Source organism: Priestia sp. FSL H7-0729, from assembly GCF_038005685.1.
GTDB lineage: Bacteria > Bacillota > Bacilli > Paenibacillales > Paenibacillaceae > Paenibacillus.
Window position 1 is genome coordinate 137,774 of record NZ_JBBOTQ010000002.1, and the last position, 25,649, is coordinate 163,422.

General features: G+C 49.2%; 23 protein-coding genes and 1 riboswitch. Of the genes, 17 read left to right on the forward strand and 6 right to left on the reverse strand.

Going from position 1 to position 25,649, the window contains the following annotated elements:
- Positions 1-110: 110 nt before the first annotated feature.
- Positions 111-1,640 (forward strand): NAD(P)/FAD-dependent oxidoreductase, encoded by a 1,530-nt coding sequence (locus MHH93_RS06915; protein WP_500053424.1) that lies wholly within the window; start codon positions 111-113, stop codon positions 1,638-1,640.
- A 44-nt stretch (positions 1,641-1,684) separates the two neighbouring features.
- On the forward strand, positions 1,685-1,864 hold the full coding sequence (locus MHH93_RS06920; RefSeq protein ID WP_411735947.1) for a hypothetical protein: 180 nt from the start codon (positions 1,685-1,687) through the stop codon (positions 1,862-1,864).
- A 114-nt stretch (positions 1,865-1,978) separates the two neighbouring features.
- Here the strand turns inward: MHH93_RS06920 and MHH93_RS06925 are convergent, their stop codons facing one another.
- Together MHH93_RS06925 and lplA are read right to left on the reverse strand one after the other, a co-directional pair.
- Positions 1,979-2,782, reverse strand: coding sequence for a Cof-type HAD-IIB family hydrolase (locus tag MHH93_RS06925; protein WP_062833159.1), 804 nt, complete (start codon positions 2,780-2,782; stop codon positions 1,979-1,981).
- 279 nt (positions 2,783-3,061) lie between these two features.
- The gene (lplA, locus tag MHH93_RS06930; protein ID WP_500053425.1) at positions 3,062-4,066 is read right to left on the reverse strand and encodes a lipoate--protein ligase; all 1,005 of its coding nucleotides are present in this window, start codon (positions 4,064-4,066) and stop codon (positions 3,062-3,064) included.
- Positions 4,067-4,255: 189 nt separating this feature from the next.
- Between lplA and cobD the strand changes: the two genes are divergently transcribed.
- From cobD to MHH93_RS06985, 11 genes are all read left to right on the forward strand, one after another.
- Complete coding sequence (gene cobD / locus MHH93_RS06935; RefSeq protein WP_500053426.1) at positions 4,256-5,443, forward strand: threonine-phosphate decarboxylase CobD; 1,188 nt, start codon at positions 4,256-4,258, stop codon at positions 5,441-5,443.
- Positions 5,443-6,273 carry an adenosylcobinamide amidohydrolase gene (locus MHH93_RS06940; RefSeq protein WP_500053427.1) on the forward strand — a complete coding sequence of 277 codons (831 nt, stop codon included), beginning with the start codon at positions 5,443-5,445 and terminating at the stop codon, positions 6,271-6,273. The genes cobD and MHH93_RS06940 overlap by 1 nt, the downstream gene beginning before the upstream one ends.
- 44 nt (positions 6,274-6,317) lie before the next feature.
- On the forward strand, positions 6,318-7,298 hold the full coding sequence (gene cbiB / locus MHH93_RS06945) for an adenosylcobinamide-phosphate synthase CbiB (protein WP_500053759.1): 981 nt from the start codon (positions 6,318-6,320) through the stop codon (positions 7,296-7,298).
- Complete coding sequence (locus tag MHH93_RS06950) at positions 7,289-7,975, forward strand: histidine phosphatase family protein (protein WP_500053428.1); 687 nt, start codon at positions 7,289-7,291, stop codon at positions 7,973-7,975. Before cbiB ends, MHH93_RS06950 begins: the two co-directional genes overlap by 10 nt.
- A 169-nt stretch (positions 7,976-8,144) precedes the next feature.
- A riboswitch (cobalamin riboswitch) is annotated at positions 8,145-8,275 on the forward strand.
- A gap of 443 nt (positions 8,276-8,718) precedes the next feature.
- Positions 8,719-9,717: an ABC transporter substrate-binding protein gene (locus MHH93_RS06955; RefSeq protein ID WP_500053429.1), complete on the forward strand. Its 999-nt coding sequence runs from the start codon at positions 8,719-8,721 to the stop codon at positions 9,715-9,717.
- Positions 9,714-10,760 carry a FecCD family ABC transporter permease gene (locus tag MHH93_RS06960; RefSeq protein ID WP_339303523.1) on the forward strand — a complete coding sequence of 349 codons (1,047 nt, stop codon included), beginning with the start codon at positions 9,714-9,716 and terminating at the stop codon, positions 10,758-10,760. Before MHH93_RS06955 ends, MHH93_RS06960 begins: the two co-directional genes overlap by 4 nt.
- Entirely contained in the window at positions 10,757-11,575 is an 819-nt protein-coding gene (locus tag MHH93_RS06965) for an ABC transporter ATP-binding protein (protein WP_500053430.1), read from the forward strand. Before MHH93_RS06960 ends, MHH93_RS06965 begins: the two co-directional genes overlap by 4 nt.
- 45 nt (positions 11,576-11,620) lie before the next feature.
- Positions 11,621-12,742 (forward strand): nicotinate-nucleotide--dimethylbenzimidazole phosphoribosyltransferase, encoded by a 1,122-nt coding sequence (gene cobT, locus MHH93_RS06970; RefSeq protein WP_500053431.1) that lies wholly within the window; start codon positions 11,621-11,623, stop codon positions 12,740-12,742.
- Positions 12,739-13,299: a bifunctional adenosylcobinamide kinase/adenosylcobinamide-phosphate guanylyltransferase gene (cobU, locus tag MHH93_RS06975; RefSeq protein ID WP_500053432.1), complete on the forward strand. Its 561-nt coding sequence runs from the start codon at positions 12,739-12,741 to the stop codon at positions 13,297-13,299. The genes cobT and cobU overlap by 4 nt, the downstream gene beginning before the upstream one ends.
- On the forward strand, positions 13,296-14,186 hold the full coding sequence (locus tag MHH93_RS06980; RefSeq protein WP_500053433.1) for an adenosylcobinamide-GDP ribazoletransferase: 891 nt from the start codon (positions 13,296-13,298) through the stop codon (positions 14,184-14,186). Before cobU ends, MHH93_RS06980 begins: the two co-directional genes overlap by 4 nt.
- Before the next feature lie 129 nt (positions 14,187-14,315).
- On the forward strand, positions 14,316-15,860 hold the full coding sequence (locus MHH93_RS06985) for a cobyric acid synthase (RefSeq protein ID WP_500053760.1): 1,545 nt from the start codon (positions 14,316-14,318) through the stop codon (positions 15,858-15,860).
- A gap of 227 nt (positions 15,861-16,087) precedes the next feature.
- Here MHH93_RS06985 and MHH93_RS06990 read toward each other — a convergent pair whose 3' ends face one another.
- Positions 16,088-17,788: a methyl-accepting chemotaxis protein gene (locus tag MHH93_RS06990; RefSeq protein ID WP_500053434.1), complete on the reverse strand. Its 1,701-nt coding sequence runs from the start codon at positions 17,786-17,788 to the stop codon at positions 16,088-16,090.
- A gap of 351 nt (positions 17,789-18,139) precedes the next feature.
- Here MHH93_RS06990 and MHH93_RS06995 point away from each other — a divergent pair, with 351 nt between their 5' ends.
- From MHH93_RS06995 to MHH93_RS07005, 3 genes are all read left to right on the forward strand, one after another.
- A complete protein-coding gene (locus MHH93_RS06995; RefSeq protein ID WP_500053435.1) occupies positions 18,140-19,537 on the forward strand; it encodes an L-cystine transporter in 1,398 nt (465 codons plus the stop codon).
- 373 nt (positions 19,538-19,910) lie between these two features.
- Positions 19,911-20,594, forward strand: coding sequence for a queuosine precursor transporter (locus tag MHH93_RS07000; RefSeq protein WP_062833172.1), 684 nt, complete (start codon positions 19,911-19,913; stop codon positions 20,592-20,594).
- A 208-nt stretch (positions 20,595-20,802) separates the two neighbouring features.
- Positions 20,803-21,156, forward strand: coding sequence for a hypothetical protein (locus MHH93_RS07005; protein ID WP_500053436.1), 354 nt, complete (start codon positions 20,803-20,805; stop codon positions 21,154-21,156).
- Between the two features lie 109 nt (positions 21,157-21,265).
- Here MHH93_RS07005 and MHH93_RS07010 read toward each other — a convergent pair whose 3' ends face one another.
- Positions 21,266-22,354, reverse strand: a complete 1,089-nt coding sequence (locus MHH93_RS07010; RefSeq protein WP_500053437.1) for a M24 family metallopeptidase — start codon at positions 22,352-22,354, stop codon at positions 21,266-21,268.
- Between the two features lie 259 nt (positions 22,355-22,613).
- On the opposite strand from MHH93_RS07010, the gene MHH93_RS07015 reads away from it, so the two are divergent.
- Positions 22,614-23,825, forward strand: a complete 1,212-nt coding sequence (locus tag MHH93_RS07015) for a PQQ-dependent sugar dehydrogenase (RefSeq protein WP_500053438.1) — start codon at positions 22,614-22,616, stop codon at positions 23,823-23,825.
- 484 nt (positions 23,826-24,309) lie between these two features.
- On the opposite strand, the gene MHH93_RS07020 is transcribed toward MHH93_RS07015, so the two are convergent.
- Together MHH93_RS07020 and MHH93_RS07025 are read right to left on the reverse strand one after the other, a co-directional pair.
- Entirely contained in the window at positions 24,310-25,041 is a 732-nt protein-coding gene (locus MHH93_RS07020; RefSeq protein ID WP_500053439.1) for an MBL fold metallo-hydrolase, read from the reverse strand.
- Positions 25,042-25,097: 56 nt separating this feature from the next.
- Positions 25,098-25,640 (reverse strand): hypothetical protein, encoded by a 543-nt coding sequence (locus MHH93_RS07025; RefSeq protein ID WP_500053440.1) that lies wholly within the window; start codon positions 25,638-25,640, stop codon positions 25,098-25,100.
- Positions 25,641-25,649 lie beyond the last annotated feature (9 nt).

Sequence of the window (25,649 nt, forward strand, 5' to 3'; positions counted from 1 at the left end):
TGATTCTTACATGATACGAGATTTCAAGTGTATATTGGTATTATAAGTAATTTTTTGATAGAGATACAAGTGTAGATAAAATATGATGGATTAGAGAGGGTGAAGTGGCGATGTCCGACATGAAAAAAGCTGTGGTAATTGGGGCAGGTATTGCAGGATTAATCACTGCAAGGATGTTATCTGATTATTATGATGAGGTATGTATCATTGAGCGAGATGAATTGCCTTCTGAGCCGGCGAATCGGCAGGGTGTTCCTCAGTCCTTTCATCCACATCGTGTATTGCCGCGCGGCGGACTCATTCTGGAACAGTACTTTCCCGGATACAATGACGAATTGGTCGCGCTTGGTGCCATTCCTTCACATGAAGAGAAGTTTATGATTGCCAATCGCTACGGTACATTAGTCAATAAGGCGAATGCCGCTTCCTCATTCAAAATTGCATCAAGCAGCAGAGCTCTGCTGGAATGGGTACTGCGTCAGCGAGTCCAGAACATAGATCATATAAGCTTCTTAACGAGCACGGAAGTTACCGGGTTAATGGCATCAGAAGATCAGCGTTCGATTACAGGCGTGTATACCAAAGAAAGAAGTCGGGATAACCGGGAAGAAATACTTGCAGCAGATATGGTTATTGATGCCGCGGGACGTTCTTCCAAATTGATCAGATGGCTTGAACAGATAGGGTTGTCCGTGCCTGAGCCGGAAGTGTTGAAGGTGTCTCTTGGTTACAGCACCCGCTATTATAAGATACCACCCTCTATTCAAAATAACTGGGGAACGTTGATAACAGAGTCCGATCCTGCGCAAGGAATTCGTGCGGGCATGTTGTGGCGCATTGAAAATGATATCGCTGGACTATTACTGTTTAACGCAGGAGGAGATGAATATCCTTCAACCCATCCGGATGAGTTCCAAGAGCAAATCAAGCATTTGTTTGCTTCGGATGAAATCGTAGCGTTGGAAAACCAGTTGGAGCCTTTTCAAGGGCCACGAGGATATCGTATTTCCGAGTCTGTCCGTCAACATTTTGAACTCATGGAGAATTGGCCCTCCGGATTACTCGTCCTTGGCGATGCATTTTGCAGCTTCGATCCGATCCATGGCCAAGGCATGACGGTCGCTGCAATTGAAGCCGAGACCATAGGGAAATGTCTGGATGAGCAGCGAATGCATCCCGAGCCGCAGTTTGAGCGCCAAGTGCTGCTTCGTATGCAGCAGGCCATTGAACCGGCCTGGTGGCTTAGTTCTGTAGCTGATCTGCGTTGGAAAGGGGTCGAACATGTCGGTACTTCCCGAATGAAAGGGGTTGCGTTTGCTCAGAAGTATATAAACTTGTTTACTAAGCAGGCGATGAAAAAGGCGAGTCAGGAAAATAATAGACATCTCTTTTTTACCCAGTTCCTGATGAATGCTCTAATCCTTCCTCCGAGTGAATACTTTAAAGGTGAAATCCTGAACATGATCCTGAACGACAATGGTTCCGAAGAAGAAATGGAGTTAAGAGCAGAGCTTGGTGTCCAGGATCCGGAGTTGTTCCAGCAAAGAATAGATGAGATCATTCCGTCATTTCAACTGGAATTTGATGGGCAAATCAAGAAACTGCTTGAGTCTTTTCAGCATGCTGCCTTGAGCAAGTAAGACACTAAATAGTGGTGACTGAAGGTTCGGGGAGGAGGCAAAGCATGAAAGGAATTATTGCAAATTTCATAGCTAGCATTGTAGTCTCATTCATTGTATTTTTTATTGTTTTGTTTTTTGACGATGTTCCAGATACAGATCGTGTCCTCTTAGCTATGGCGATTACGATTTCACTACAATTATCTTTGATTACCGCATTGTTGCTCTCAAAACATAAAAAATAACAGAGAAATATACCTAATATAATCGTTTAAACAGGATAATGATCATATTTTTAAAATCAAAAAAACAGCCCTGCACGGCGAAATTCGCCGGACTGGGCTGTTCGTTGCTCTTATTTACTCTGCGTTCAATACAAACTTCTCAATAACCTCTTTTACGCCATCTTCGTTATTGCTCGCCGTAATGTAGTCCGCCAGCTCTTTCAACGCAGGGATGGCATTGCCCATCGCTACACCAAGACCAGCAACTTCGAGCATCTCATGGTCGTTCCAGGAGTCGCCGATGGCAATACACTCGCTGAGCTGGTGACCAAAGTGGTCTGCCAGGAACGTAAGGGCGTGGCCTTTAGTTCCTTCATTGTGCATAATCTCGAGGAAGTAAGGTTTGGATTTGGTGATATGCACTTGTGGTCCGAGCAATTCGCGCAGGTCAACGGCAACCTTATCCAAGTAATCCGGCTCATCGATAATAAGCAGCTTTGGTGTTTTTTGTTCGATGACTTTGATGAAATCAGATTCGATATAATATTGGGTGCCGTTTAATTTGGCATAATCACGCAACTTGTCGTTTTCCTCACGAGCATACAACTTGTCGTCAATGTATGTTTGAAGGTGGAGATTGTTCTCCAGGCAGTAATCATACAATTTACGGGAAGCTTCCTGTGGAACGTAGCGCTCATAAAGTACTTTTTCGTCCAGCAGGTTTTTCACCAATGCGCCTTGATACGTAATGATCGGCACGTTAAGTCCGGTTTGACGAGCAAGCGCTTGTGCGGAAGCATAAGCACGTCCAGTCGCCAGCGTTACAGTTACACCATGGGCAACTGCTTGTTCCAGTGCAGTTTGTGTCGCAGGGGTTACTTCCTTGTTATCGTTGATCAGTGTGTCATCAATGTCGATTGCGATCAATTTGTAGGTCATCTGTGTTTCTCTCCTTTTTTATCTGTATCTATACTAACGAACGAAAAAATAAGTTTTACACGAGGCCACTCCGAATACAGATTCATCTTTCGATCGCTGTTATCCCCGGATTTTTGATTCTATTCCCCTAAGGGGAAATCCGTTGATAAGCATATGCTTCCGATGTAGCTTTTTTACAAAAAGCCTTAGGCGAACGCTTCGCTTCTCCCGATGAATTCTGTCTTCTCCGTTAACGTGTAATCTTAGACTTCGTTCTGAAACTATCCTTACATCTAAATCCTACTCTTCCAAGAATACAAGGCCGATAAAGTCCTCCAGCTCAAGGTTGCCGAAGTAATGTTTTACATCCAGGCCCTCAAGTGCAGTACGCACATCGGATTCCTCATAACGCTTGCCGCGTAGCATATTTTCGATATCCGCCACATCGCCTACACCGAAGAAGTCGCCAAAGATTTTAATATCTTCGATGCGTCCATCCTTGATGTTCATGCGCAGATCGATGATGCCGACAGGGAATTTGCGAGTGTGCTTCACATTGCTTTCCGGAGACAAGCCATAGTTCCAGTCCCAATTGTTATAACGCTCAGCGGAGATTTCCTTGATTTTGTCCCAGTCCTTGTCAGTGAGCGTGTACTGTGGAACGTCCTTAGGCTCCATTCCGAAAATGTGACGTAACAGCTCATCACGGAACTGCTCAATCGTCAAGTTGGTGTCGATCAGATCCCGTATGTTGGCGACCCGGCTGCGCACGGATTTGGTGCTCTTGGATTTGAACTTCTCGGGATTGACGTTCAGGGAAGCTTGAACATGCTCCAGATTCAGATCAAACATCAATGTGCCATGACTGAACATGCGCCCACGTGTGGAAAACTGGGCATTGCCCGAGATTTTCTTTTCGCCCACTTGCAGATCATTACGCCCGGTCAACTCGGCATTTACACCAAGCTCGTGCAAAGCTTCAACCACAGGTTGGGTGAACTTGCGGAAATTGTGGAAGGATTGACCGTCATCCGCTGTAATAAAACTGAAATTCAGGTTGCCCAGATCGTGATATACCGCTCCGCCTCCCGAAAGACGACGAACCACCTGCACACCGTTGTCCTGAACGTACTCGATATTAATTTCTTCAATCGTATTTTGATGCTTTCCGATGATGATCGACGGACGGTTAATGTAGAACAGCAGATAGCTGTCATCCTCCATCGGAAGATGTTTCAGAATGTACTCCTCGATCGCAAGGTTTACAGAAGGATCTGTAATGCCCTGGTTGTCTACAAACAGCATGGTCATTCCTCCATTAATGTATGTGAGGGATTGCTAGTCCCTTATGTAGTGAACCTTGTATATCAAAAGGAACCGAAATTCCTCTTCTATTGTAAACGAATTATGGTTGGGACACAAAGAAAACAGGATTGACCCACACCTCCCGTGCCATCCATAATAAAAAGGACATACAGAAAGGATGACGGAAGAATGACCGGTTATATCGAAGTGTTCGGACATGGCGGGGATGTGGAGACGGCTGCGTCACGATTTGGAAGGGAAGCCGTTGACTTTCTGGATTTCAGTGCCAACATTAATCCGCTCGGTCCGCCCAGAGGGGTGCTGGAGGCTATGCAGCAAGGATTGCAGTCGGTGATTCGGTATCCCGATCCGGCGCATCGGGGATTCAAGGCACTGCTGAGCGAGCGTCTTGGTGTGATGCAGGAGCAGATTTCCGTGGGCAATGGTGCAGCCGAAAGTATGGCGCTCATTCTGCTGGGTCTTGCCCCGCGCAAGGTGGGTACGGTGGAACCGGGATTCTCGGAGTATCGAGCGTTGGCACAACAATTCGGCGCCGAGGTTGTGCATACAGTGGGGAGAGAAGAGCTGGCGTGGCGAGCGAAACCCGAGGACATCGAGCAACTCATGGAAAAGGTAGACCTGCTCTTCCTCGGCCAGCCGAACAATCCGAACGGTGTACAATATCCGCTTGAGGTATTGCAAAGCCTTGCCCGTAATGCGGAAAAAACGGGAACCGTGCTCGTCATTGATGAGGCATTTATGGACTTTATTCCGGCAGCCCGGCGCCAGTCCCTGGCAGCACATCTGAATGACTATCCCAATGTGATCATCATTCGTTCGATGACGAAGTTTTATGCCATTCCGGGTTTGCGTCTCGGCTATGCTTTGGGTCGTGCGGAACACATCCAGGCGATGACGAAGAAACAGGTGACGTGGAGTGTTAACGGTCTGGCGCTCATGGCAGGTGAAGCCTGTCTGTGCAGTGGAGAACGGTACGAACAGGAGACCATATCACAGATCTCGCGGGAACGGGATCATCTCATCGCAGGACTGCAGGCGCGTGGATGTGTGGTGACACCGGGAGAGGCGAACTTTATTTTGGCACGTGTGCCAGCCCCTTGGACAGCAGCATCAATACAGGAGGCGCTGGGCCGAAGGGGTATCCTGATTCGCAGCTGTGCCATGTATCCGGGGCTTGACGAAGGGCATGTACGTTTCGCGGTCAAGGATGCAGACGCCAATGCCACATTACTCGAAGTGCTGGGCAGCGTGCTGGAAACCAAGGGATATCCGAATGTCGATCAGACCTCCATTCATGAATCAAGTCAGCAGGAGCAGACGAAAGATTCGGAACAGGAACAGGGAGGGATGCGGTAGTGACACTCCCGTTTTATAATTATTTTGCGAATGGAAAAACAGACGAGAATGAATATGCGGCCTCTTCCTGGCCAGGACTGAACATATCTGCACATGAACGACATATCAAAGCACAGAGCCCAATGGCTGCCCAAGCGTTGTCGAGTGCGGTTTACGGCGGCGGGATGCTTGAACTGGATCGCATATTTAATATCTATGTGGACAGGCATTACCGTTGTGATGATCCGCCGCGTGATATCGAACAAGCGCTAAACGAATGGCGTGAGCCGCGGGATCAATGTGCGGGATTACTGACAGCCGTAAGGCTGGAGCATACCTCCATTCAGGAATATACTACTGATGAATTTGGTCTTCTGTGCTGCACGACTGCGGGTGTATCGAATGCAGCACGCGCGGGGTCGGAGAGAACGGTATTTGATGCAGCGGGAAATAAGAAGATGTCTTCTGCCATGAAGCGTTCTGCTCCTTCAGCACGGGATCTAACGATGCAGCCCTATGTCCCGGGTACAATTAACATTATGCTCTGGTTGAATGGACGCATGACCACCGGGGCGATGCTGAATGCGGTACAGACGGCAGTGGAAGCCAAAGCGGCAGCGCTGGCGGATGCGGGGGTTCTGGATTCGGAGAACGGGTTGCCCGCCACGGGCACCACAACCGATGCCATTGTGTTTGCAGTACGTCAGGCAGTGGAAGAACCACAACCGATGATCGCTTATGCGGGGACAGCCACCACAGCAGGGGCGGCGATTGGCAGACTGGTATACGACACGGTGACGGAGAGCCTTCAGGCCGGACAGTTATGGAAAGAGAGGATCAGGCACAAATGACTTTTGAGGTAGAGCATCTATGGACTTGGCCACTCTGGACAGGCATGGCGGGAGCCTGGATTATTATACTGGCGTACCTGTTGGACCGATGTATCGGAGATCCGCGCTGGATTCCCCACCCGGTGATTGGCATGGGAAAAGGCATCTCGGCGTTGGAGCGTGTCATTCGTTCACGTGTGAACACAGATTCGGGGCTGAAGAGAGCAGGGCTGTTGTTCCCGATTGTGATTGCGGGGGGTTCTTTTGCCATCACGTGGGGACTCGTATATGTGCTTGGGCTGATTCATCCTGTCATTGCAGCGGTAGCTGAAGTGGTGCTCATTGCAACGACCATTGCTTCAAAAGGGCTGAAGGATGCAGGTATGGAAGTGTATCGTCATCTGAAGCAGCAGGATTGGCCGGCGGCCAGACGTTCACTGGGCATGATTGTTGGACGTGATACAGCGCATCTGGATGAACCGGAGGTTGTGCGGGGAACGGTAGAGACGGTTGCCGAAAATATCGTGGATGCCATTGTATCCCCGTTATTCTATGCGCTTATTGGAGGCGCTCCGCTAGCTATGGCTTATCGTGCCGTCAACACGCTGGATTCCATGGTCGGTTATAAAAATGACAAGTATCTGCATCTTGGCTGGGCCTCGGCCCGTCTGGATGATGTGGCGAACTGGATACCTGCCCGGCTGACCGCGATGCTGTTAATTGTGGGTGCCTGGGTCATGAAGCTGGACGCCAAAGGAGCAGCACGCATGGTCGCACGGGATGCAAGACTGCATCCAAGTCCGAATAGCGGTTTTCCCGAATCAGCGGTGGCGGGAGCACTGCGCATCCGGCTTGGCGGACATAACGTGTATCATGGAGTCGCTTCGTTTCGCGCCTACATGGGCGAGGCGACACGGCCGATGGAAGCCGAGGATATTGTGCGAACATCACGCCTGATGTTCTGGTCGGCAGGGGCTTTTGTTGTACTGTGCGTGTTCATAACGCTGGGTGTGTGGCTGACAGGAGGGACGCTGTTATGGCCGTAAATGAAGGAAATGCAGGCAATAAAGTACATACGGATCAATCGGCCTCGATGAAACGAAACATTCTGTGGGTCCGTCACGGGACAACGCTGTGGAATGCGGAAAAAAGGTACCTGGGGCATACCGACATTGGTCTGCTGCCAAATGCCAAAGAAGAACTGGCTCCGCTTCATGAACAATTGAATGATGTTTCGTGGAACGAGGTATATTGCAGTGATCTTCTTCGCTGTCGGCAGACGCTGGAACAGATTCTTCCTGATGCCATCGGACAGGTGAAGTTCGACTCGCGTCTGCGCGAGAATGATTTTGGAGAGTGGGAAGGGCTGACGTATGATCAGCTCAAGGATAACCCTGTGTACCGAAGCTGGATTGATGCGCCGCAGAAGGTCACTCCGCCCGAGGGTGAATCGTGGCAGGAGTTTACCGGACGGTTGGATTCATTTCTCCAAGAGGTGTTGTTGGAGAGGCGGCCTGCGATTCATTTTTATGAGGGGCAAGTGCCAACCATAGTTGTGGTTACGCATGGTGGTGTCATCCGGTATGCCTTGTCCCGTCTGATTGCCGGGCTTGGGTTCTGGGATACACATGTCGTACCGGGACAGGCGATTCAGGTTCAGCTTGATCGACAGGGGAATCAATGGTTTGGCAGCATAGTGACTTTTCCGCCGATCGGGTTGTAAGGATGTACAATATACCCTATAATCACAACAGAAGTGTGACGTCAGCATGGATACAGATACGCTGCAGGCAGTGAAGCCTGAACGAGTATGCAACATGCAGAAATTACACCGCAATGATTTACCATATCAGCGACCAAGGGTCCCGCGTGTGAAGGCTGTGTTCATGGCAGATTATTAGTACGAGTCGTGAAACACACAAGGGTGAAATGGGGAAGCCGGTGCAAATCCGGCACGGTCCCGCCACTGTAAAACAGGATGATTCCTGTAAGTCAGGTTACCTGCCCTGGACGTACAAACCGGTGTTCCTTCGAGGAAAGGACAGCGTTTCGGGCTATTCTATGCGCATGGACAACCCTTGGTTGAACATGTACAGATTGCCATATGCGAGACGTCATCCCTGATCCTGGACGTATGGATTGGGGATTTTTTTATTGTTCATGTAAAAAAACCGAACTTATACACGTTAACGAAGAGTGCAGAACCGATCTGAAGAAACGGAGTGTTCGCTTAAAGCTTTCTACAAGAAAGCTACATCGGAAGCATACGCTTATCCCCGGAGTTTCCCTTTCGAAAAGGGAATCAAAAAAATCTGGGGATAACAGCGATCGGAAGATGGTACTGCAATCGGAGTGGATTTGTGTAAAATTGATGGGTTTAACTTGTACAGGAACACCAAGGCATGGAAGTAAAAGTTTGGCACAATGCAAGAAAATAGTACAGATAGAGAAGGGGAGAATAACAGAATGAATTTCAAAAATTGGAAAAGCGTAGCATCCCTGCTTAGTGCAGCGGCACTCGCACTGGCTTTGGCCGGATGTGGCAATGCAACAACGAACGAGGGCACAGGTACTTCACAGCAACCAGCACAGGAGCAGTCCCAAGGCCAGGCGCAGACGGACCTCAAAACACAATATCCACTGACCGTTACGGATGCGACGGGTGAATCGTTTACTTTTGAAAAGGCGCCAGCCAAAATTGTATCCGTGTCTCCGGCTGAGACGGAATCCCTGTTTGCTCTTGGATTGGACGATCAAATTGTTGGTGTATCCGACTATGACGACTATCCGGAAGCAGCAGCAACCAAAGCTAAAATGGGCGGCATCACCAAGCCGAATGAAGAGTCCATCATTGCCGCTGAAGCCGATATTGTCTTCACAGGTATCTCGATGAGCGAGGATGCGGTGAAGAAGCTGCGCGAACTGGGTATTACCATTTTCAAAACGGATCCTAAATCTATCGACGATGTGATGAACAATATCGAAACCTTCGGTAAAATCACCGATCATCAGGAAAAAGCACAAGAAATCATCACTCAGATGAAACAGGACGTGACGGATGTAACCGAAGCGGTGAAGGCCGTTAAACCAGAAGAGAAGAAAAACGTATACGTTGAATTCTCCCCAGGCTGGACTGTAGGTAAAGGCGAATTCATGGATGAACTTATTACTGTAGCCGGTGGTAGCAATATTGCTTCGGACAAAGAGGGTTGGTATGAAATTAATGAAGAAAACGTGATTGCCTCTAACCCCGATGTAATCTTGTACGCCAACGATGTGATTGATGAGAACTCCAAAACACTGGATCAAATCATCAAGGCGCGTAGCGGCTGGGATCAAATTACGGCTGTGAAAAATGACGCGGTTATTGGCCTGGATGCCAACCTGCTGAGCCGTCCGGGTCCACGGGTAACTCAAGGGTTGAAAGAAGTAGCCAAAGCGATCTACCCTGACTTGTTCCAATGAGTAAAAAGCTGATCCTGTTCGGAACGACGGGCATGGTGCTGCTGGTGCTCACCGTGCTCATCTGCACGGGCATTGGTTCAGTAGCTTTGCCGATCCGGGATATTGCAGGTATCCTGATTCACAAAATTCCCTGGGTGGGCGACTGGATTACACCGGATTGGAATAAGGCAGCCGAACAGATTATCTGGAAAGTCCGTTTTCCGCGCGTACTGCTTGCTGTGCTCGTGGGTGCTTCACTGGCCATTGCGGGTGCGGGCTTCCAGGGTGTGCTGCGTAATCCACTGGCCGATCCGTTTACACTTGGTGTATCATCCGGTGCGTCGGTGGGGGCTGCTTTCCTGATTTTCTTCGGATTGCAGTATGCACTGATCGGAATCTGGACGTTACCTTTGATTGCGTTTTTGACGGGTGTAATCACGTTATGGTTTGTGATGGCACTGGCTCGTGAAGGGCGTAAAATACCAACACACAGCCTTATTCTGGCTGGTGTGGTCATGCAAAGTTTCCTGGGCGCAGTGGTTTCCTTCCTGTCGACCATGTCGAAACAGACGATTAATGAAATTATATACTGGACGATGGGAAGTCTGGCATTACGCGGGTGGTCGTATACGGCCATCCTTTTCCCGTATTTTCTGCTGGGTTTAATCTTTCTCTGGAGCCGCGCACGGTCGTTGAATGTGCTTGCACTGGGAGAACGTCAAGCGGCACATATTGGGATCGGAGTGGACAGGCTTAAGCTGTCCGTGCTGGCAGTCGGCACACTGCTGACCGCTGGGGCTGTCTCGGTATCGGGTGTCATCGGATTCGTTGGATTGGTGATTCCGCATATGTTGCGGCTGCTGGTGGGGCCGGATTACCGACTGTTGGTACCTTTATCTGCCATTGGTGGAGCGATCTTTATGGTGTGGGCCGATACCATCGCCAGGTCGTTGCTGGCGCCCACTGAAATTCCGCTCGGGGTGGTCACCGCCTTTGTTGGTGCGCCGTTCTTTGCTTACCTGCTGCACCGGAACAAAAAGTTGCAGAGGGGGATGATGCCATGAATTCCAGTACCCGTTCCAACTCGACTTCGACTTCTCTTATCTCCATCAAGGGAGCAGGAAAGTTATATGGTAATCACCAGGCATTGCGTAGTGTAGACTGGCATGTTGGCGAGGGTGACTGGTGGGGAGTTGTCGGTCCAAACGGCAGCGGCAAGTCCACTCTGATCCAGCTTATTGCCGGAACAGAACAGTTAAGCGAAGGTCAGATCCGTATCGATGGTCGAGACATCGGCTCATATAGCCGTAAGGACTTGTCACGCATGATCGCTGTATTGCAGCAGGACGGCTTGCCACCCATCTCTTATCCTGTACGAGACGTGGTGGAGATGGGGCGATATCCGTACCAGAACTGGCTGGGGCGGGAAGCGGGTGATGGGGCACTTGTGGTGGACAGGGTGCTTGAAGACCTGGGATTAACAGAGCTCGCGGACAGACCGCTGGATGCACTCAGCGGTGGACAACGACAGCGGGTCGCACTAGCCAAAGTCATGGCTCAGGAACCAAGGTTGCTGTTGCTGGACGAGCCGACTACGTTTCTGGATATTAAATATCAATTGCAATTCATGGAATTGTTATCGGCATGGCGACAGAGAACGAACATTACGATTGTAGCTGTGCTGCATGATCTGAATCTGGCCGCATTATTTTGCGATCACATTCTGGCGCTGCGTGAGGGGATGGCGGTTGGAAAGGGCACGCCTCATACGTTGATCAACGATGAGAATATTCAGGATATATTTCGCGTCAAACCCGCGATTGTCTCTCATCCCGACCATGCCATACCTCAACTGCTGCTGCGGCGGGACAACGATTAAAGGAAGCGGGGCAACCCATATTTTGATGAAGGAAGTGCTGGTTGTATGAATAATGAACAGGTGTTGGAGCATTTAATAAGTAAAATTACTGCTCCTGACCAGGAAGTGGCGGCAGAAACCTCTGCTCACGTGGATTCGTTGACGAAGCCGCCGGGGAGTCTGGGCAAATTGGAAGAGCTGGTAATTCGCCTGGCAGGCATGACGGGCAATGTACGTCCGCGTTTTGATCACAGGGCGGTCATTGTCATGGCCGCAGATCACGGCGTAGTGGAAGAAGGCATCAGTGCTTTTCCTGCTGAAGTGACTCCGCAGATGGTCCTGAATTTCCTCGCTGGGGGCGCAGCCGTGAATGTGCTTGCACGTCACGCAGGTGCTGATGTGATCTGTGTGGATATCGGGGTGAATGCCGATCTTGAACATCCGGGCCTACTCTCCCGTAAAATTCGCAAAGGCACGGCCAACATGGCCCGAGGGGCAGCGATGACCCGGGATGAGGCGGTTCGGGCGATCCTTGCAGGAGCCGAAGTGGTATCGGCAGAGGTGGCGAAGGGAACACAGTTGTTTGTCACCGGAGAAATGGGAATTGGCAACACCACCGCAAGTGCTGCGGTAATGAGCGCACTAACCGGAGTTGCCCCTGCCGCCGCCGTGGGGAGAGGTACCGGTATTGATGATGCAGGCTTGCAGCGCAAGGCTGCTGTAGTCAGCCGGGCGCTTAGCGTGAACACTCCGAACCCGGAAGATGCACTGGATGTTCTGTGCAAGGTGGGCGGACTGGAGATTGCCGGACTCACGGGGGTTATCCTCGCAGCAGCTGCTCATCATTGCCCGGTTGTTGTAGACGGGTTCATCTCTACCGCAGCAGCGCTGGTTGCAAGACAACTTGCACCGCTGAGCACAGCTTATATGATCGCTTCCCATACTTCACATGAAAATGGACATGGAGCGCTGCTGCGTGAACTGGACCTGAAATCGATGCTGGATCTGGACATGCGTCTGGGTGAAGGCACAGGTGGTGTGCTCAGTCTTCATCTGATTGACGCAGCATGTCTTATTCTGAACGAGATGGCGACCTTTGCAAGCGCGGGTGTCTCAGACGGGACAAGCCCTGCTTCGGACTCCGCTGCGTCGGATGACTCAGCCGTGCAAAGAGAGGGTTCCCGATGAGTGTACTGGTGACGGGCGGGGCACGCAGTGGCAAGAGCTCCTTTGCCGAACGTCTCTGCATGCAGCGTTCCTCGGAGGCTTGGTATGTGGCGACAGCCCAGGCGTACGATGATGAAATGCGTGAGCGTATCGCCATGCATCAGCATCAGCGCGAGGCATCAGGGTATCTGTGGCATACGATGGAAGAGCCGATACATCTGCCTGCTTTGATAAGCCGCATGGGTGAAGGGCATACAGGGACTTCTGCACCCACCATTCTGGTGGATTGCCTGACACTGTGGCTGACGAATGTTTTGTTAGCACATGAGCATGACGAGAAGCATGTGTTACAGGGACATTTGGACGCGCTGGTTGAAGCGATTCGGGACTATCCAGGTTTACTTGTTCTGGTTACGAATGAAGTGGGGGACGGGATCGTACCGGAGTATGCCCTTGGCAGAAAATATCGGGATCTGGCCGGTGTACTGAATCAGCGCATTGCGGCGATATGTGGTGAAGTGTTTCTGGTGACCGTAGGCATTGCGACTGAACTGAAAAGCAAGGAGTATCGCTTATGAAGGATGGCACGCCTGCTCCTCAACGCAAACATGCGGCGGCAGCCGCTTTTCAATTTTTGTCCCGTTTCCCTGTCAAAATGCAAATCGATTTTGTCCCGCCGCTGCTGCGGGAAAGTGTGGTCTTTTATCCGCTGGTCGGTGCTGCAATCGGTCTGTGTGTCTGGCTCGCCGGAGCCTTAAGCGGTGCAGTGCTTCCCGCCTTTCCCGCTGCTGTCCTGACCTTGACGTTATGGGTATGGCTCACTGGTGGCCTTCATCTTGACGGATGGATGGATACGGCAGATGGCTTGCTCAGTTACCGTACCCGTGAACGGATGCTGGAGATTATGAAAGACAGTCGTGTGGGCGCCATGGGAGTCATTGCCTGTGTGCTGCTACTTATGATGAAGGCTGCGCTGATCGCCGACTTTATTGCCCGGGGCCACTGGGTGTACGGTGCACTGCTGATCCTGCCCATGATCTGGAGTCGCTGGTTCATGGTGTATGCGATGTCGGCCTGGCCGAATGCGCGCGGAGATGATGGACTTGCGGTATTGTTCAAAGATCTCGGTGAGCGGAAGGAAGTCCAGCGAGCACGCAGCTCAGCTGTGGGGCTGACCTTGATCGCAGGGGCAGTTACGTTTGCCGCGGTGTGGCTTTTCAAGTCGGATATGGGAATTGCAGATGCGATGCTGAGTGGTCTGGGAACACTGCCATGGTGGCTATACCCGTTGACGGCCGTTATTATTCTGCCTGTGGCGTGTTATTACATCGGCCGTTTCGTGGCTGCCCGAATCAGTGAGCGGCTCGGCGGTTTAACCGGGGATACGTATGGTGCCATGAATGAGCTGCTGGAGGCGGCTTTGTTGACTGTGCTGAGCGTGCTACAAGGACTGTTCTGGCTTTAACTTTTGAAGTGTGAAGCAGTATGGTGAGCGTTACGCATGAGATAGGGAGCAAGGTGAACTGGATATAACACGCAGACAGGGGGAGAGATCGTGGAGGGTAAGCTTGTACAGCAAACAGCGGCAGTACTCATGCTGCAAGGAACGGCTTCTGATGTAGGTAAAAGTGTGATTACAACGGCATTGTGCCGAATTTTTAAACAGGATGGCTTCATGCCTGCTCCGTTCAAGTCACAGAATATGGCACTAAATTCCTATGTGACGGAAGATGGCAAGGAGATTGGTCGGGCCCAGGGGGCACAGGCCGAAGCCTGCGGTATTGAGGCGACAACCGACATGAACCCGATCCTGATCAAGCCGGTGCGGGACATGCATTCGCAGATCGTGGTACACGGTGTACCTTTTGCCCAGATGAGTGCTTCGGACTACCGTCAGCATTTCCTGCCTGAAGCAAAACAGACGGTTATGGATGCGTTGAACCGGCTACGGGATACCTATGATATTGTGCTGATGGAAGGAGCGGGTAGTCCTGCGGAGATCAATCTGAAGGATCGGGATATCGTCAATATGAATCTGGCAGGCTGGGCCGATGCACCGGTAATTCTGATCTCTGATATTGATCGGGGCGGGGTGTTCGCTTCCATTGTAGGTACGCTGGAGTTGCTGGAACCCCATGAGGTGGCGCGTGTCAAAGGCTTCATTATCAACAAGTTCCGCGGCGATCTGTCCCTGTTGCAGCCGGGACTCGACTGGCTTGAAGAACGGACAGGTATACCAGTATTAGGTGTATTGCCTTACATAATAGATATTCAGATTGAAGCAGAGGATTCGGTGGTGCTGGACTCCATGCGTCATGGTAAATCCGGCAAAACCGAGCTGGATCTGGTGGTGATCCGATACCCGCGAATTTCCAACTTTACAGACTTTGATGCACTTTCCCGTGAACCGGATGTGAATGTGCGTTACGTGACCTCGCCAGAGGAATTGGGTAATCCGGATGCCATTCTTCTGCCGGGTACGAAGGATACGATAGGTGATCTGGCGTTTCTGCGAGAGTCAGGGTTGGAGCAAGCGATTGCCAGCCAGACCGAGCGTGAGCATGTTCAGCTCGTAGGCATATGTGGCGGATACCAGATGCTGGGACGTCATCTGAAGGACCCGTTTGCTGTGGAGGCGAATCAAATCCAGGAAGCGAAGGGACTTGGCTGGCTCCCGCTATCGACAACGTTTCTTCAGAACAAGCAGACCGTCAGAGCTTCCGGACGGGTGCAACCTAATCACCCTGTTCGTCTGTATAGTGAGCAAGATGTAGCTGACGCTTCATTACCTGTTAACGGTTATGAGATTCATATGGGTGTTACGGAGTGCCACGAGCCTGAACGTGTCACCGCGTTGTTTGAAATCTCACATCCAGGTGGTCAACCTTTCCTAGAGGGCTGGGGCTCAGCGGATGGTAGCGTGTGGGGAACCTATCTGCATGGGTTATTTGAAAGTGATCAATTCCGACGCTCGTGGCTGAATGGTTTGCGTAAAGGAAAAGGACTTGCTCCGCTTCAGGAGACATACAGTGCGCATGAACGTAAAGAGATGGAGTTCGATCGGGTAGCCGAATCCTTGCGTTCGGCATTGGATATGCGGCGTGTATACGAGATTATGGGTGTTCGGGCACCGGAGTGAGCAAGAGAACAGAGGCACACCCGGATATAAGCGTGAAAACATCAGGTATATCCGTAATTGAACATGATTAGTATAGCTCAAGCGATGATTAACATCTGTTACACAAAACACCCCCATGTCCGACAAACCGTTCTTCTAGAAACGGAATGTTAGCGACATGGGGGTATTGTATATCCTATGATTAAATGAGGTTTAAACTCGTTGATGATGGGTTAATGGTTTACCTGTTAGTTTATTTTGAATTTCTTCATAGCAGATTGCAGCTCTACAGCTTGTTCATGCAGATGACGAACCGTATTCGAATGTGAATCCATCTCGCTAAGCTGAAGATCTGCTGTTGAAGCAATCTGTAACATGCTCTCACGGGATTTGGATGTGATCTGTGCCGTTTCTTCCACGGACGCACTCACTTCTTCTGCACCAGCGGATACTTGTTGTGTCGAAGCAGAGACGGTCTGAATGGTCAGGTTGACGTTCTGGATCAATTCATTCAGTTGCTTGAAGGCTGAGCCGGCTTGTTGAACAACAGTTGTACCTGAACCAATCTCTTGGGTTACACGGTTCATGGCATCAACGGAACGTTCAGCATCTTCACGAATGGTGCCCAGATAATCCGAGATCTCCTCTGTGGCTGTCTTGGATTGCTCGGCAAGTTTGCGAACTTCTCCGGCAACGACAGCGAATCCGCGGCCATGTTCTCCGGCACGTGCTGCTTCGATGGAAGCGTTAAGTGACAGCATGTTAATCTGTTTGGTGATTTCGAAAATGGAAGCAACAATGGTGCCGATGGCTACCGAACGTTCATTCATGGTCTCCACATAGCGCAGCGATTCACTTGCTGTCTGGCCTACACGTTCCATCTGTTCAACGGCGTTCTGAGCCAGTCGGTTACCGTTAACTGCTTCGTTGGCTGCATCACCAATCTGCTCGGATACTTCGGCAGAAGAGGAAGCAATATGCATGATGCCCTGTGTAATTTCTTCCATAGCTCTGGCGTTCTCGGAGGCGCTTGACGCAATGCTGATGCTTCCTTTTTCTGCATCTTCTGCGGAGCGGCTGGAGTTTCGAACCATACCGGACATGGATTCAACTCGCTGAAGCAAGTCATTAGAGCCTGACACCACTTCATTGGACGTGGACAAGGCACGGCTGATCATTTCTTTCAGGTTATGCGTCATCGTCTGGAAGCTTGCGGCAAGCTGGGCAATTTCATCTTTGCCTTTGATCTGGAGTTCAGCGGTCAGGTCACCTTGGGATATTTGTTTACTATGTTGGACAAGCTTGATGATCGGTTTGGTTACTCTTTTGATCATACTAGTGGAGATAAGCCAGCCGAGCACGAAGACTAAGGCTGTAATCCCAAGGCATAGCCAGAAAATCTGGGTAATCTTATCCTGAATGAATTGGGCGTCCATGCTTACAGCCATAATCATATTACTACCTGCAATTGGAATGAATGCCGCCTTATGTACACCGAAGGAATCGGAATAGACTTCGCTGATTACCATCTCTTTGCTCTCGATAGCTTCATTCATTGTTGGTTCTACACTAATCTCGTCTTGGGCTTTCATTCCTGAGGAAGAGTTGGCCACCACAACTTGAGCTGAGCCGTCTTGGATAGCGACAACGTAAGCTGCATCCAGATTATGTTCTTTTGCTTTATCTGCCAGATACGATTCGACGGTCATGGCAGCACCTTCAGAACCGGCTCCGCCACTCTGTACCTGCAGGATTTTGGAGGCAGAAGTATTCTTGTATATATCCTGAATGGACGTGTTTAGGACTTTGTCAAACTGCGGAAGCACGTAACTTTGAATAATATTCATCGACACGGCATAGAAACTAATACTGAACAACAGGGAAGCAACCAGCAGAACGAGGAACAAGGTGCCTCTGATTTTACCGGCAACGGTGCGATTACGAAACATATGATCATCCTTTCACGTCAAGTTCATTAACATTGTCGCTTTTCCGTACTCATAAGACCTATCTACCAATGAAGAAAGACCTAAATTATAGGTTGAGAAAACTTGGGAATAAGCGGATATACCTATATTACAAAATTAACCGGAGGTTGAATAGAACAATTTTCACGATTTGGTGTATTTTTTTCAGAAATAGATGAATCTGTTACATGCATATTACATAATATCAATTAATACCTACCAGAATAGTTTGATATATGTTATATTGTAAAATGTCTTGTTGGAAGTGCAAGAAATAGAAGAGAAAATCGGATATGTTCCGGTTACACACATGCCTGAGGAGGATTTAAAGAAATGGATACTTTTCTAACCATATTGAATGTAGTGGTTATGCTTGCTTTACTTGGCATCCTCTACTGGATGCAGAAAAAGCATATCTCCTTTACGAAACGCGTATTTGCGGGTCTTGGACTGGGGGTTGTGTACGGGGTTATTCTTCAATTGGTGTACACATCAGGTTCTGATGTAGTTACGAAATCAGTCGATTGGTTCAATCTGGTCGGTTCAGGATATGTTCGTTTGTTGCAAATGGTCGTGATTCCATTGATCATGGTATCAATCATCTCAGCCATTATGAATCTGAAAGGTAAGCAAAATCTCGGCAAGATGAGTGTTTCCATTATTGCCATTCTGTTGATCACCACAGCGATTGCCGCAGGGGTCAGCATTGTAACGAGCCTTGGCTTTAACCTGACTTCCATTGAGATTCAAGGAGGAGACCGGGAGAATGCGCAGATCCAGAAGGTGGAGGAACGGCTTGTTGATGTGAAGGATCAGACTATCCCGCAGCAAGTGCTGGAATTTATTCCTTCGAATCCATTTGCAGATATGACAGGAGAACGTCGTACATCCACACTGGCGGTGGTTATCTTCTCCGCGTTCATCGGTGTAGCCGTGCTTGGACTGGATCGCAAAAAACCACAGCAGGCGGAGACGTTCCGCGGTATGGTTAATGCGGTATATGCGGTGGTTATGCGAATTGTTACGCTGGTGCTGAGGCTTACGCCTTACGGGATTCTAGCACTGATTACAAAGGTAACGGCGACAACCAATGCGGAAGAGATATTAAAGCTCATCAAATTCGTAATTGCTTCTTATATCGCACTGGCGATCATGTTTATCATTCACTTGATCATTATTTCACTGTCCGGGTTTAACCCGATTACGTATGTGAAAAAGGTTCTGCCAACACTGGTATTTGCCTTTACATCCCGTTCAAGTGCAGCAGCGATCCCGCTGAATGTGGAGACACAGACGAAGAAACTGGGAGTATCCGACGGTATTGCCAACTTGTCTGCAAGCTTTGGTGCTACAATTGGGCAAAACGGCTGCGCCGGGATCTATCCGGCCATGCTGGCGGTGATGATTGCTCCGACGGTCGGCATCGACCCGCTGAGCTGGGACTTCATTGTGACGTTGATCCTTGTAGTCATGATCAGTTCGTTTGGTGTGGCTGGCGTTGGCGGCGGGGCAACCTTCGCTTCCCTGATCGTATTGTCCACCATGAATCTGCCTGTGGCCCTGGTTGGACTACTCATTTCCGTGGAGCCGCTGATCGACATGGGTCGTACAGCGCTTAACGTGAACGGGTCCATGACTTCTGGACTTGTCACCAGCAAAATTTTGAAAGAAAATGATCATGACACATTCAATGATCAGAGTCGTGAGCTGGATTCAGCTGTTCAGGCTTAATACAGAATGGATTAGATAGAGGACTCGTATTAAGATAGTCAGAGCCGTCTGCAATCCAGGTGATAAAAGTCGTCCTTCGGAGGAATCCGGAGGGCGTTTTTTTTCGGCAATCAAACTATGCTGTGCACAAGTGGTGAAGCAGTCTTCTTTTTCGATACACGGTGCAACGGAAGGAGCTCCAATAACAGTCGTATGGTCGAGAGGGATACGGGAGGAATATAGGAGGATCGTAGTTACTCAGGCGCGCTTGGAGTTATTTAGTTCTGTTCATGGGACGAGAAATGTGATAGAGTATTCATGTTTTGGCCCTGAGCCAAACCGCGGTTCGTAACCATCCCGCGTAATCAAAACTAGGAAGGCAGTGTATGTATTTATGTTTAACTTAGGGTGGGGAGCGGTTTTCGTTCTCGTAACTTATGGATTTTTCCTGTTGTGTTACCGCTTGTTCGGTAAAAAAGGTCTCTATGCCTGGATTGGTGTGGCTACGGTTATAGCCAACATTCAGGTGACCAAAACGATAGATATCATGGGAATCGTACTGACGTTAGGCAACACGATGTATGTCAGCATGTACCTGACCAGTGATCTGCTCAATGAGAAATACGGACCAGGTGAGGCACGCAAAGCCGTATGGTTCGGATTCTTTACGTTGATCATGACGACGGTGTTGATGCAGATGGTGTTGTTCTTTGAGCCGGCACCGACGGACTTTGCACAGGATTCGATGAAAACATTATTCGGTCTGCTGCCACGTCTGGCTCTCGGAAGTCTGACAGCGTACTTCATCAGTCAGTTCCTGGATGTACGATTATACTCCTGGCTGCGCAAGGTGGCCCCAGGACGCAATCAGTTGTGGATTCGTACCAACGGCAGTTCGATCATTAGTTCATTCGTGGATACACTGGTGTTCTGCACGATTGCGTTTGCGTTCATCTATCCTTGGGACGTTTGGCTGGAAATCTTCCTGACGACGTATATTATCAAATTTGTATTAACTGCGGTTGGAACACCGTTCCTGTATGCTGCACGCAGCTTTAAGTTCAAGGATGAAGCTTAGATAATATTCAAGAGGATCACTTAAAATCACCCTTTGCGCAGTCGCTTGTAATTCGGACTCTGCAAGGGGATTTTTTTATAGAAAACACATTTACCCGAAACAAGAAAAACTCTTTTTACATTATTATGAAAAAGTTATAATATAAACGACCTGTCGTTTATGAGCATGTATCATTAGCACGATGATTTCAACCAAAGGGGAATCGCATATGTACTCTACACTGCGTTATACACTGGAAAGCAATGGCACAACCTACGAGAATGATAGCATTAATGCCTCGTTATTAGTGGATTTGATTACCAATCTGGAATTGCAGGAATACGTAGTACTTGTACCTTCGGAGCTGGTGGAGGGAAGTATGTATTTGCAGGCTGCTGCGCTTGAGGAACCAGGGCACATGGTGGTGGAGATTCGTTTGCAGGAAGGTGAGGATGGTTTCCGGCATTACGGCTACAAGACAACAGATCCGACTGCGATTATTCAATGGTTTCTGGATTATTGGGGGAAGCAACAGCTACCACAGCTGGAATCCTGGCAGGATATCACGCATGAGTTTGGCTAATGGTACATGAGTGAGCAGGAATAAGACACGTAGGATATGCTTCGTATGAATTAAAATCCCGCAACCCATGATATCATGGATTTGCGGGATTTTTGAGTTCACAATTGGACTAGTCGGTAAGGATTTGCAGTTCTTTTGGATATGTTGTCAGAACTTCGACACCTGTCTCGGTCACGATGACATCATCCTCGATACGAACGCCGCCTGCTGCGGTATAGATGCCCGGTTCAATCGTGAATACGGTACCTTCATTAAGGATGTCCATATTCTCTCCATGGAGAGAAGGATACTCATGTACGTCAATACCCAGTCCATGACCTACTCTATGCATAAAACGTTCGCCGTATCCGGCTTCTTCCGTGACTTGGCGTGCTGCACGATCCACTTCAGCGCAGGTGATGCCTGGTTTTACGATTTGGATAGCCGCTTCGTTGGCTGCGAGTACCGTGTTATAGATGGTTTTGAGTTCAGGTGAGATGTCACCAAAGGCGAATGTACGCGTGATATCCGAGGCATATCCGCCAGCATACACACCCATATCAAACATCAACAGGTCACCATGTTGCAAGCTCCGTTCACCCGGTGTACCGTGTGGCAGACCTGTTTTGGGTCCGGTGAGTACCATGGTATCAAAGGAAGGGCCATCGGCACCCAGTTTTTTCATCTGATATTCCATCTCGGCAACAAGTTCAATCTCGGTTACGCCTGTGCGAACATGAGAGAGGCCTTGACGCAATGTTTCTTCGATCAGGTGAATGGCGTGGCGAATGCGGGCTACCTCATCCGGAGTTTTTTTCACACGTAATGTGCGAAGCAACGGGCCTACATCTTCAAAGCTAGCAGCACCAAGAGCGGCAGTAAGCTGCTCATAACGTGCGACCGTCACGTATTCTTTTTCGAGACCGACCCGGCCCAAGCGCCCTTGATAACGATCAAACAAAGCATACGGATTATCCGTATCCGTGTGAGTCGCAATGTTGGAGACCGAGGAAGCGGCTGCGGCTGCTTCAGCGTCCAGTGCGGGTACAATCAGCAGGGGCTCTTCGCCGCGTGCGAGAACCAGACCAAGGAAGCGTTCATGCGGATTGCTCGCAAATCCAGTTAAATAGTAGATATGTTTCGGATCTGTGATCAGCATGGCGTCCAATCCTTGCCCGGACAGATCGGCTTCAAGACGAGATAAAGGGTTTTGATTCATAAGTGTAGTTGTCCACCTTTCCATTCATACTATCTTTCTATTATAAAAGAATATGATGGAATTCCAAACTGCAGTGATTTCATGTCCTCGGAATCCCTTACATTCTCGGTTTGAGTGGCTGGTTTGAAGGGTAATACAGGGCGAAACCGCTATACATGTGATAGCGTCACAACTACAGAGAACAACACATTAACAATTACGTTGAAGCTTGGCTTAGTTATTATATACCAAAGAACGATATGCGAAGGGAGATGTCATCATGAATAATCGGGTAACCGTTCCTCTATATGCTTCATTATTAAGTGTGGCACTGTTAACAGCGTCATGTTCTTCAGGCGAACCCTCTACGGGAGGAACAGAGCAGTCGTCTCAAGGGCAGGGAACGGGTCAAGGACAGACTGCCAACGGAGGTAATATCGGTGCAAATGAAAACGACAGTGGAGCGCAGGGAGATGCGGTTATTCCGTATCAGGCTTCCGTTCTGGTTGAAGGATTGAATGCGCCATGGGAGATTGTAAGTGTGCCTGATGGTCGGATGTTTGTAACGGAACGCCCTGGTGCAATTCGAATTATTGAGGATGGAAAACTGGCGCCTGAACCACTGATTGAATTCTCAGCTCCGTTTAATGAAGAAGGTGAAGGAGGGCTGTTGGGTCTTGCAGCTGATCCGGACTTTGAGGAGAACGGTTACTTGTATGCGTATCACTCCTATCTGGAAGATGACGACATTGCCAATCGAGTGTTACGCCTCAAGGTGAATGACGGGAAAGCGGTCATAGACAAAGAACTGCTTGGTAACATTCCTGGCGGAACGAATCATAACGGTGGGCGGATCAAGATCGGCCCGGACCAATTGCTCTATATAACAACAGGTGAGCGCTATGAACCGGAACTTTCACAGAACGAAGATAGCCTTGGGGGTAAAATATTGCGGATAGGTCTTGACGGGTCGATCCCTGCAGACAATCCATGGCCGAATTCGCCTGTGTACAGTATGGGACACCGCAACGCACAGGGGCTCGCATGGAACCCGGACAACGGTTATCTCTATGCCACTGAGCATGGTCAGCGTAATCATGATGAGATTAACCGGATTGTAGCTGGTGAGAATTATGGCTGGCCTGAGGTGGAGGGAGACGACGATGACAATGGGGCGTATCAGGCTCCGCTCGCACATAGTGGAAACGATACATGGGCGCCGTCCGGTGTAGCTTATGTTGAGGAAGGACCGTGGGCCGGATCACTGATTGCCGCGAATCTGCGTGGAGAGCAGTTGCTGAAGATTACTCTTTCGGAAGACGGTACACAGGTGGAGAAGGTGGAACCCATCTTTGAAGATGAATGGGGCCGGATTCGCAATGTGAGTGCTGGCGAGGATGGAAAGTTGTACGTGCTTACGAACAATCGGGATGGACGAGGATCGCCACGTGATGGGGATGACAAGCTGATTGTACTTACTCCGGAGAGTTAATTTACTCTAACGAACCTGACACACCTTAAATAGAGGTTTAATGGCGTTCTTAGAATGTAACGAACCTCAGCCACGTTATATTGCCAAAATTCACCCGAAACCTGCTGAAAACCAACGAAATGAGTAAATAAGGTGTCTGGAGTTCGTTAGAAAATCTCAATGCTCAAAATACTGCGTATAGCGTGTCTGAGATTCGTTACAGGGTGCTGTGTACATGCCGTAGTTCCATATAAGACACCGCACACATTCCGTGCACAACAGGAGCTGCTCATACGGTTAGCACCTGTGCAATAGTAGATGATCGGTGAATTAATTAAAAGGAGCTGTCCCGTCAAATTCATGATTTACGGGACAGCTCCTTGATTGTAATAGATGTGTCATCATAATCCTGAAGATGGTACAACGTAGTTGTGTCACACCAATCTACAAGATTTAAAAGGATCCGTTATCGTCACTAAAACTTTCACAGCTCCGCGTTCTTTACTTATTCTGCGCTCTCCGCAAGTGTGGCAATACGCTGGGCCGGATCATTCGTATACTCACCGCCGTGATAACAGAGAACCTTATCGAGTTTAAGGTCTGTTAGTTTCTTCAGGCTTCGGAGTGCTTCAGGCATGTCCGGTGTCGCGGGTGGTGCAGGGCCAACCAGCTCATCATCAACCACACGAAGTTCATCGGCAGCGAGCAGGAACTGCTGCTCTCCGAAATACAAGCAGATATGACCTGGGGTATGTCCTGGTGTATGAATGACTTGTGTGCCTCCTTGCAGAGGTAAAAGGTCTCCGTCTGCCAAAGTTCTGCTGATGTTCACTTCCGGCAGCTGCATAAGCAGTTGGTCTGCCAGTGCCAAAACGGGCGCAGGCAGCAGAGCACGACGTTCAGGCGTGAACTTGATCAAAGGCTTCTCACCGGTTAGATACGGAATTTCATCGGCATGTGCCCAGATTTCCAGATCAGGGATGGCATCCAAAAGAGCACCCAAGTTACCGATATGATCGATGTCCTGATGAGTAATAATCACCCGTTTAACGTCCGAGAGCTGTACGCCCTCTTGTTCCAATGCGGATTGAAGTTCAGCAAATTGTCCAATCATGCCGGTATCCACCAAGGTAACCCCATCTTCATCACGAAGCATGACGGGGAATATGGGGCTATTCCCGGAAGGTGTGGGAATCTGGAGATTTAGCACAGTAATCGAAGTGGTTGGTTGGCTCATGGTTATCCGGACCGTAGTCCGGTACACCTCCTTTTCTTTTTTAGCGATGATTGTTGTTATTCAGGGCGATTATATTGTAAGTGTTTTCTATATTTTTTGACCGTATGGAGTAATGCTTCGAACGTTTCTTCCTCATTACTGCCATCCTTAACGATGGAGACAAACGAGAAGTTATCATGAACAAGTTTGTTCCTCATCTGAAACACCAGGCTAAGGGCTTCAGCGAAGTGTTCTTTCTCGGATTTCAGAGCGATAAACTCTTTACTCAGTTCGGCTTGGATTATCTCCATGTTGGAGCGCGCACGGTAGGCAGGAGTTTTCATCAGCTGGGTCGAATTAAACTTTTTCTGATATACGTGCTTGTACAGTTGATGTAACATTTGTTCAATGATGGCGCATAGTTCGATGACCAGTGAAGCATATCTTCGGTTTTTGCGTTTTCGGGTAAGCTCACGCGTTTCTTCTTTGTCCAAAATACCGTATTTTTCATACAGCGTTGAATCAACGTTTTGCAAGATCTCCTGATATTCCTGTTCGAGTTGTGCGATTTCAAGTTTGGCTTGTTTTTTAATTTTTTTAAAGTCCTCTTTGGTCAGCATACTTGTCCT

Bases quoted from the DNA above. Each gene is read 5' to 3' on its own strand.
- MHH93_RS07015 (WP_500053438.1), top strand. From the start codon at position 22,614: ATGAATAATCGGGTAACCGTTCCTCTATATGCTTCATTATTAAGTGTG.
- MHH93_RS07005 (WP_500053436.1), top strand. From the start codon at position 20,803: ATGTACTCTACACTGCGTTATACACTGGAAAGCAATGGCACAACCTAC.
- MHH93_RS07010 (WP_500053437.1), bottom strand. From the start codon at position 22,354: ATGAATCAAAACCCTTTATCTCGTCTTGAAGCCGATCTGTCCGGGCAA.
- MHH93_RS06915 (WP_500053424.1), top strand. From the start codon at position 111: ATGTCCGACATGAAAAAAGCTGTGGTAATTGGGGCAGGTATTGCAGGA.
- MHH93_RS06965 (WP_500053430.1), top strand. From the start codon at position 10,757: ATGAATTCCAGTACCCGTTCCAACTCGACTTCGACTTCTCTTATCTCC.
- MHH93_RS06925 (WP_062833159.1), bottom strand. From the start codon at position 2,782: ATGACCTACAAATTGATCGCAATCGACATTGATGACACACTGATCAAC.
- MHH93_RS06985 (WP_500053760.1), top strand. From the start codon at position 14,316: ATGCTGCAAGGAACGGCTTCTGATGTAGGTAAAAGTGTGATTACAACG.
- MHH93_RS07000 (WP_062833172.1), top strand. From the start codon at position 19,911: ATGTTTAACTTAGGGTGGGGAGCGGTTTTCGTTCTCGTAACTTATGGA.
- cobT (WP_500053431.1), top strand. From the start codon at position 11,621: ATGAATAATGAACAGGTGTTGGAGCATTTAATAAGTAAAATTACTGCT.
- cbiB (WP_500053759.1), top strand. From the start codon at position 6,318: ATGGCGGGAGCCTGGATTATTATACTGGCGTACCTGTTGGACCGATGT.
- MHH93_RS06960 (WP_339303523.1), top strand. From the start codon at position 9,714: ATGAGTAAAAAGCTGATCCTGTTCGGAACGACGGGCATGGTGCTGCTG.
- MHH93_RS06955 (WP_500053429.1), top strand. From the start codon at position 8,719: ATGAATTTCAAAAATTGGAAAAGCGTAGCATCCCTGCTTAGTGCAGCG.
- lplA (WP_500053425.1), bottom strand. From the start codon at position 4,066: ATGCTGTTTGTAGACAACCAGGGCATTACAGATCCTTCTGTAAACCTT.
- MHH93_RS06990 (WP_500053434.1), bottom strand. From the start codon at position 17,788: ATGTTTCGTAATCGCACCGTTGCCGGTAAAATCAGAGGCACCTTGTTC.
- MHH93_RS06995 (WP_500053435.1), top strand. From the start codon at position 18,140: ATGGATACTTTTCTAACCATATTGAATGTAGTGGTTATGCTTGCTTTA.
- MHH93_RS07020 (WP_500053439.1), bottom strand. From the start codon at position 25,041: ATGAGCCAACCAACCACTTCGATTACTGTGCTAAATCTCCAGATTCCC.
- MHH93_RS06950 (WP_500053428.1), top strand. From the start codon at position 7,289: ATGGCCGTAAATGAAGGAAATGCAGGCAATAAAGTACATACGGATCAA.
- cobU (WP_500053432.1), top strand. From the start codon at position 12,739: ATGAGTGTACTGGTGACGGGCGGGGCACGCAGTGGCAAGAGCTCCTTT.
- MHH93_RS06920 (WP_411735947.1), top strand. From the start codon at position 1,685: ATGAAAGGAATTATTGCAAATTTCATAGCTAGCATTGTAGTCTCATTC.
- MHH93_RS06980 (WP_500053433.1), top strand. From the start codon at position 13,296: ATGAAGGATGGCACGCCTGCTCCTCAACGCAAACATGCGGCGGCAGCC.
- MHH93_RS07025 (WP_500053440.1), bottom strand. From the start codon at position 25,640: ATGCTGACCAAAGAGGACTTTAAAAAAATTAAAAAACAAGCCAAACTT.
- cobD (WP_500053426.1), top strand. From the start codon at position 4,256: ATGACCGGTTATATCGAAGTGTTCGGACATGGCGGGGATGTGGAGACG.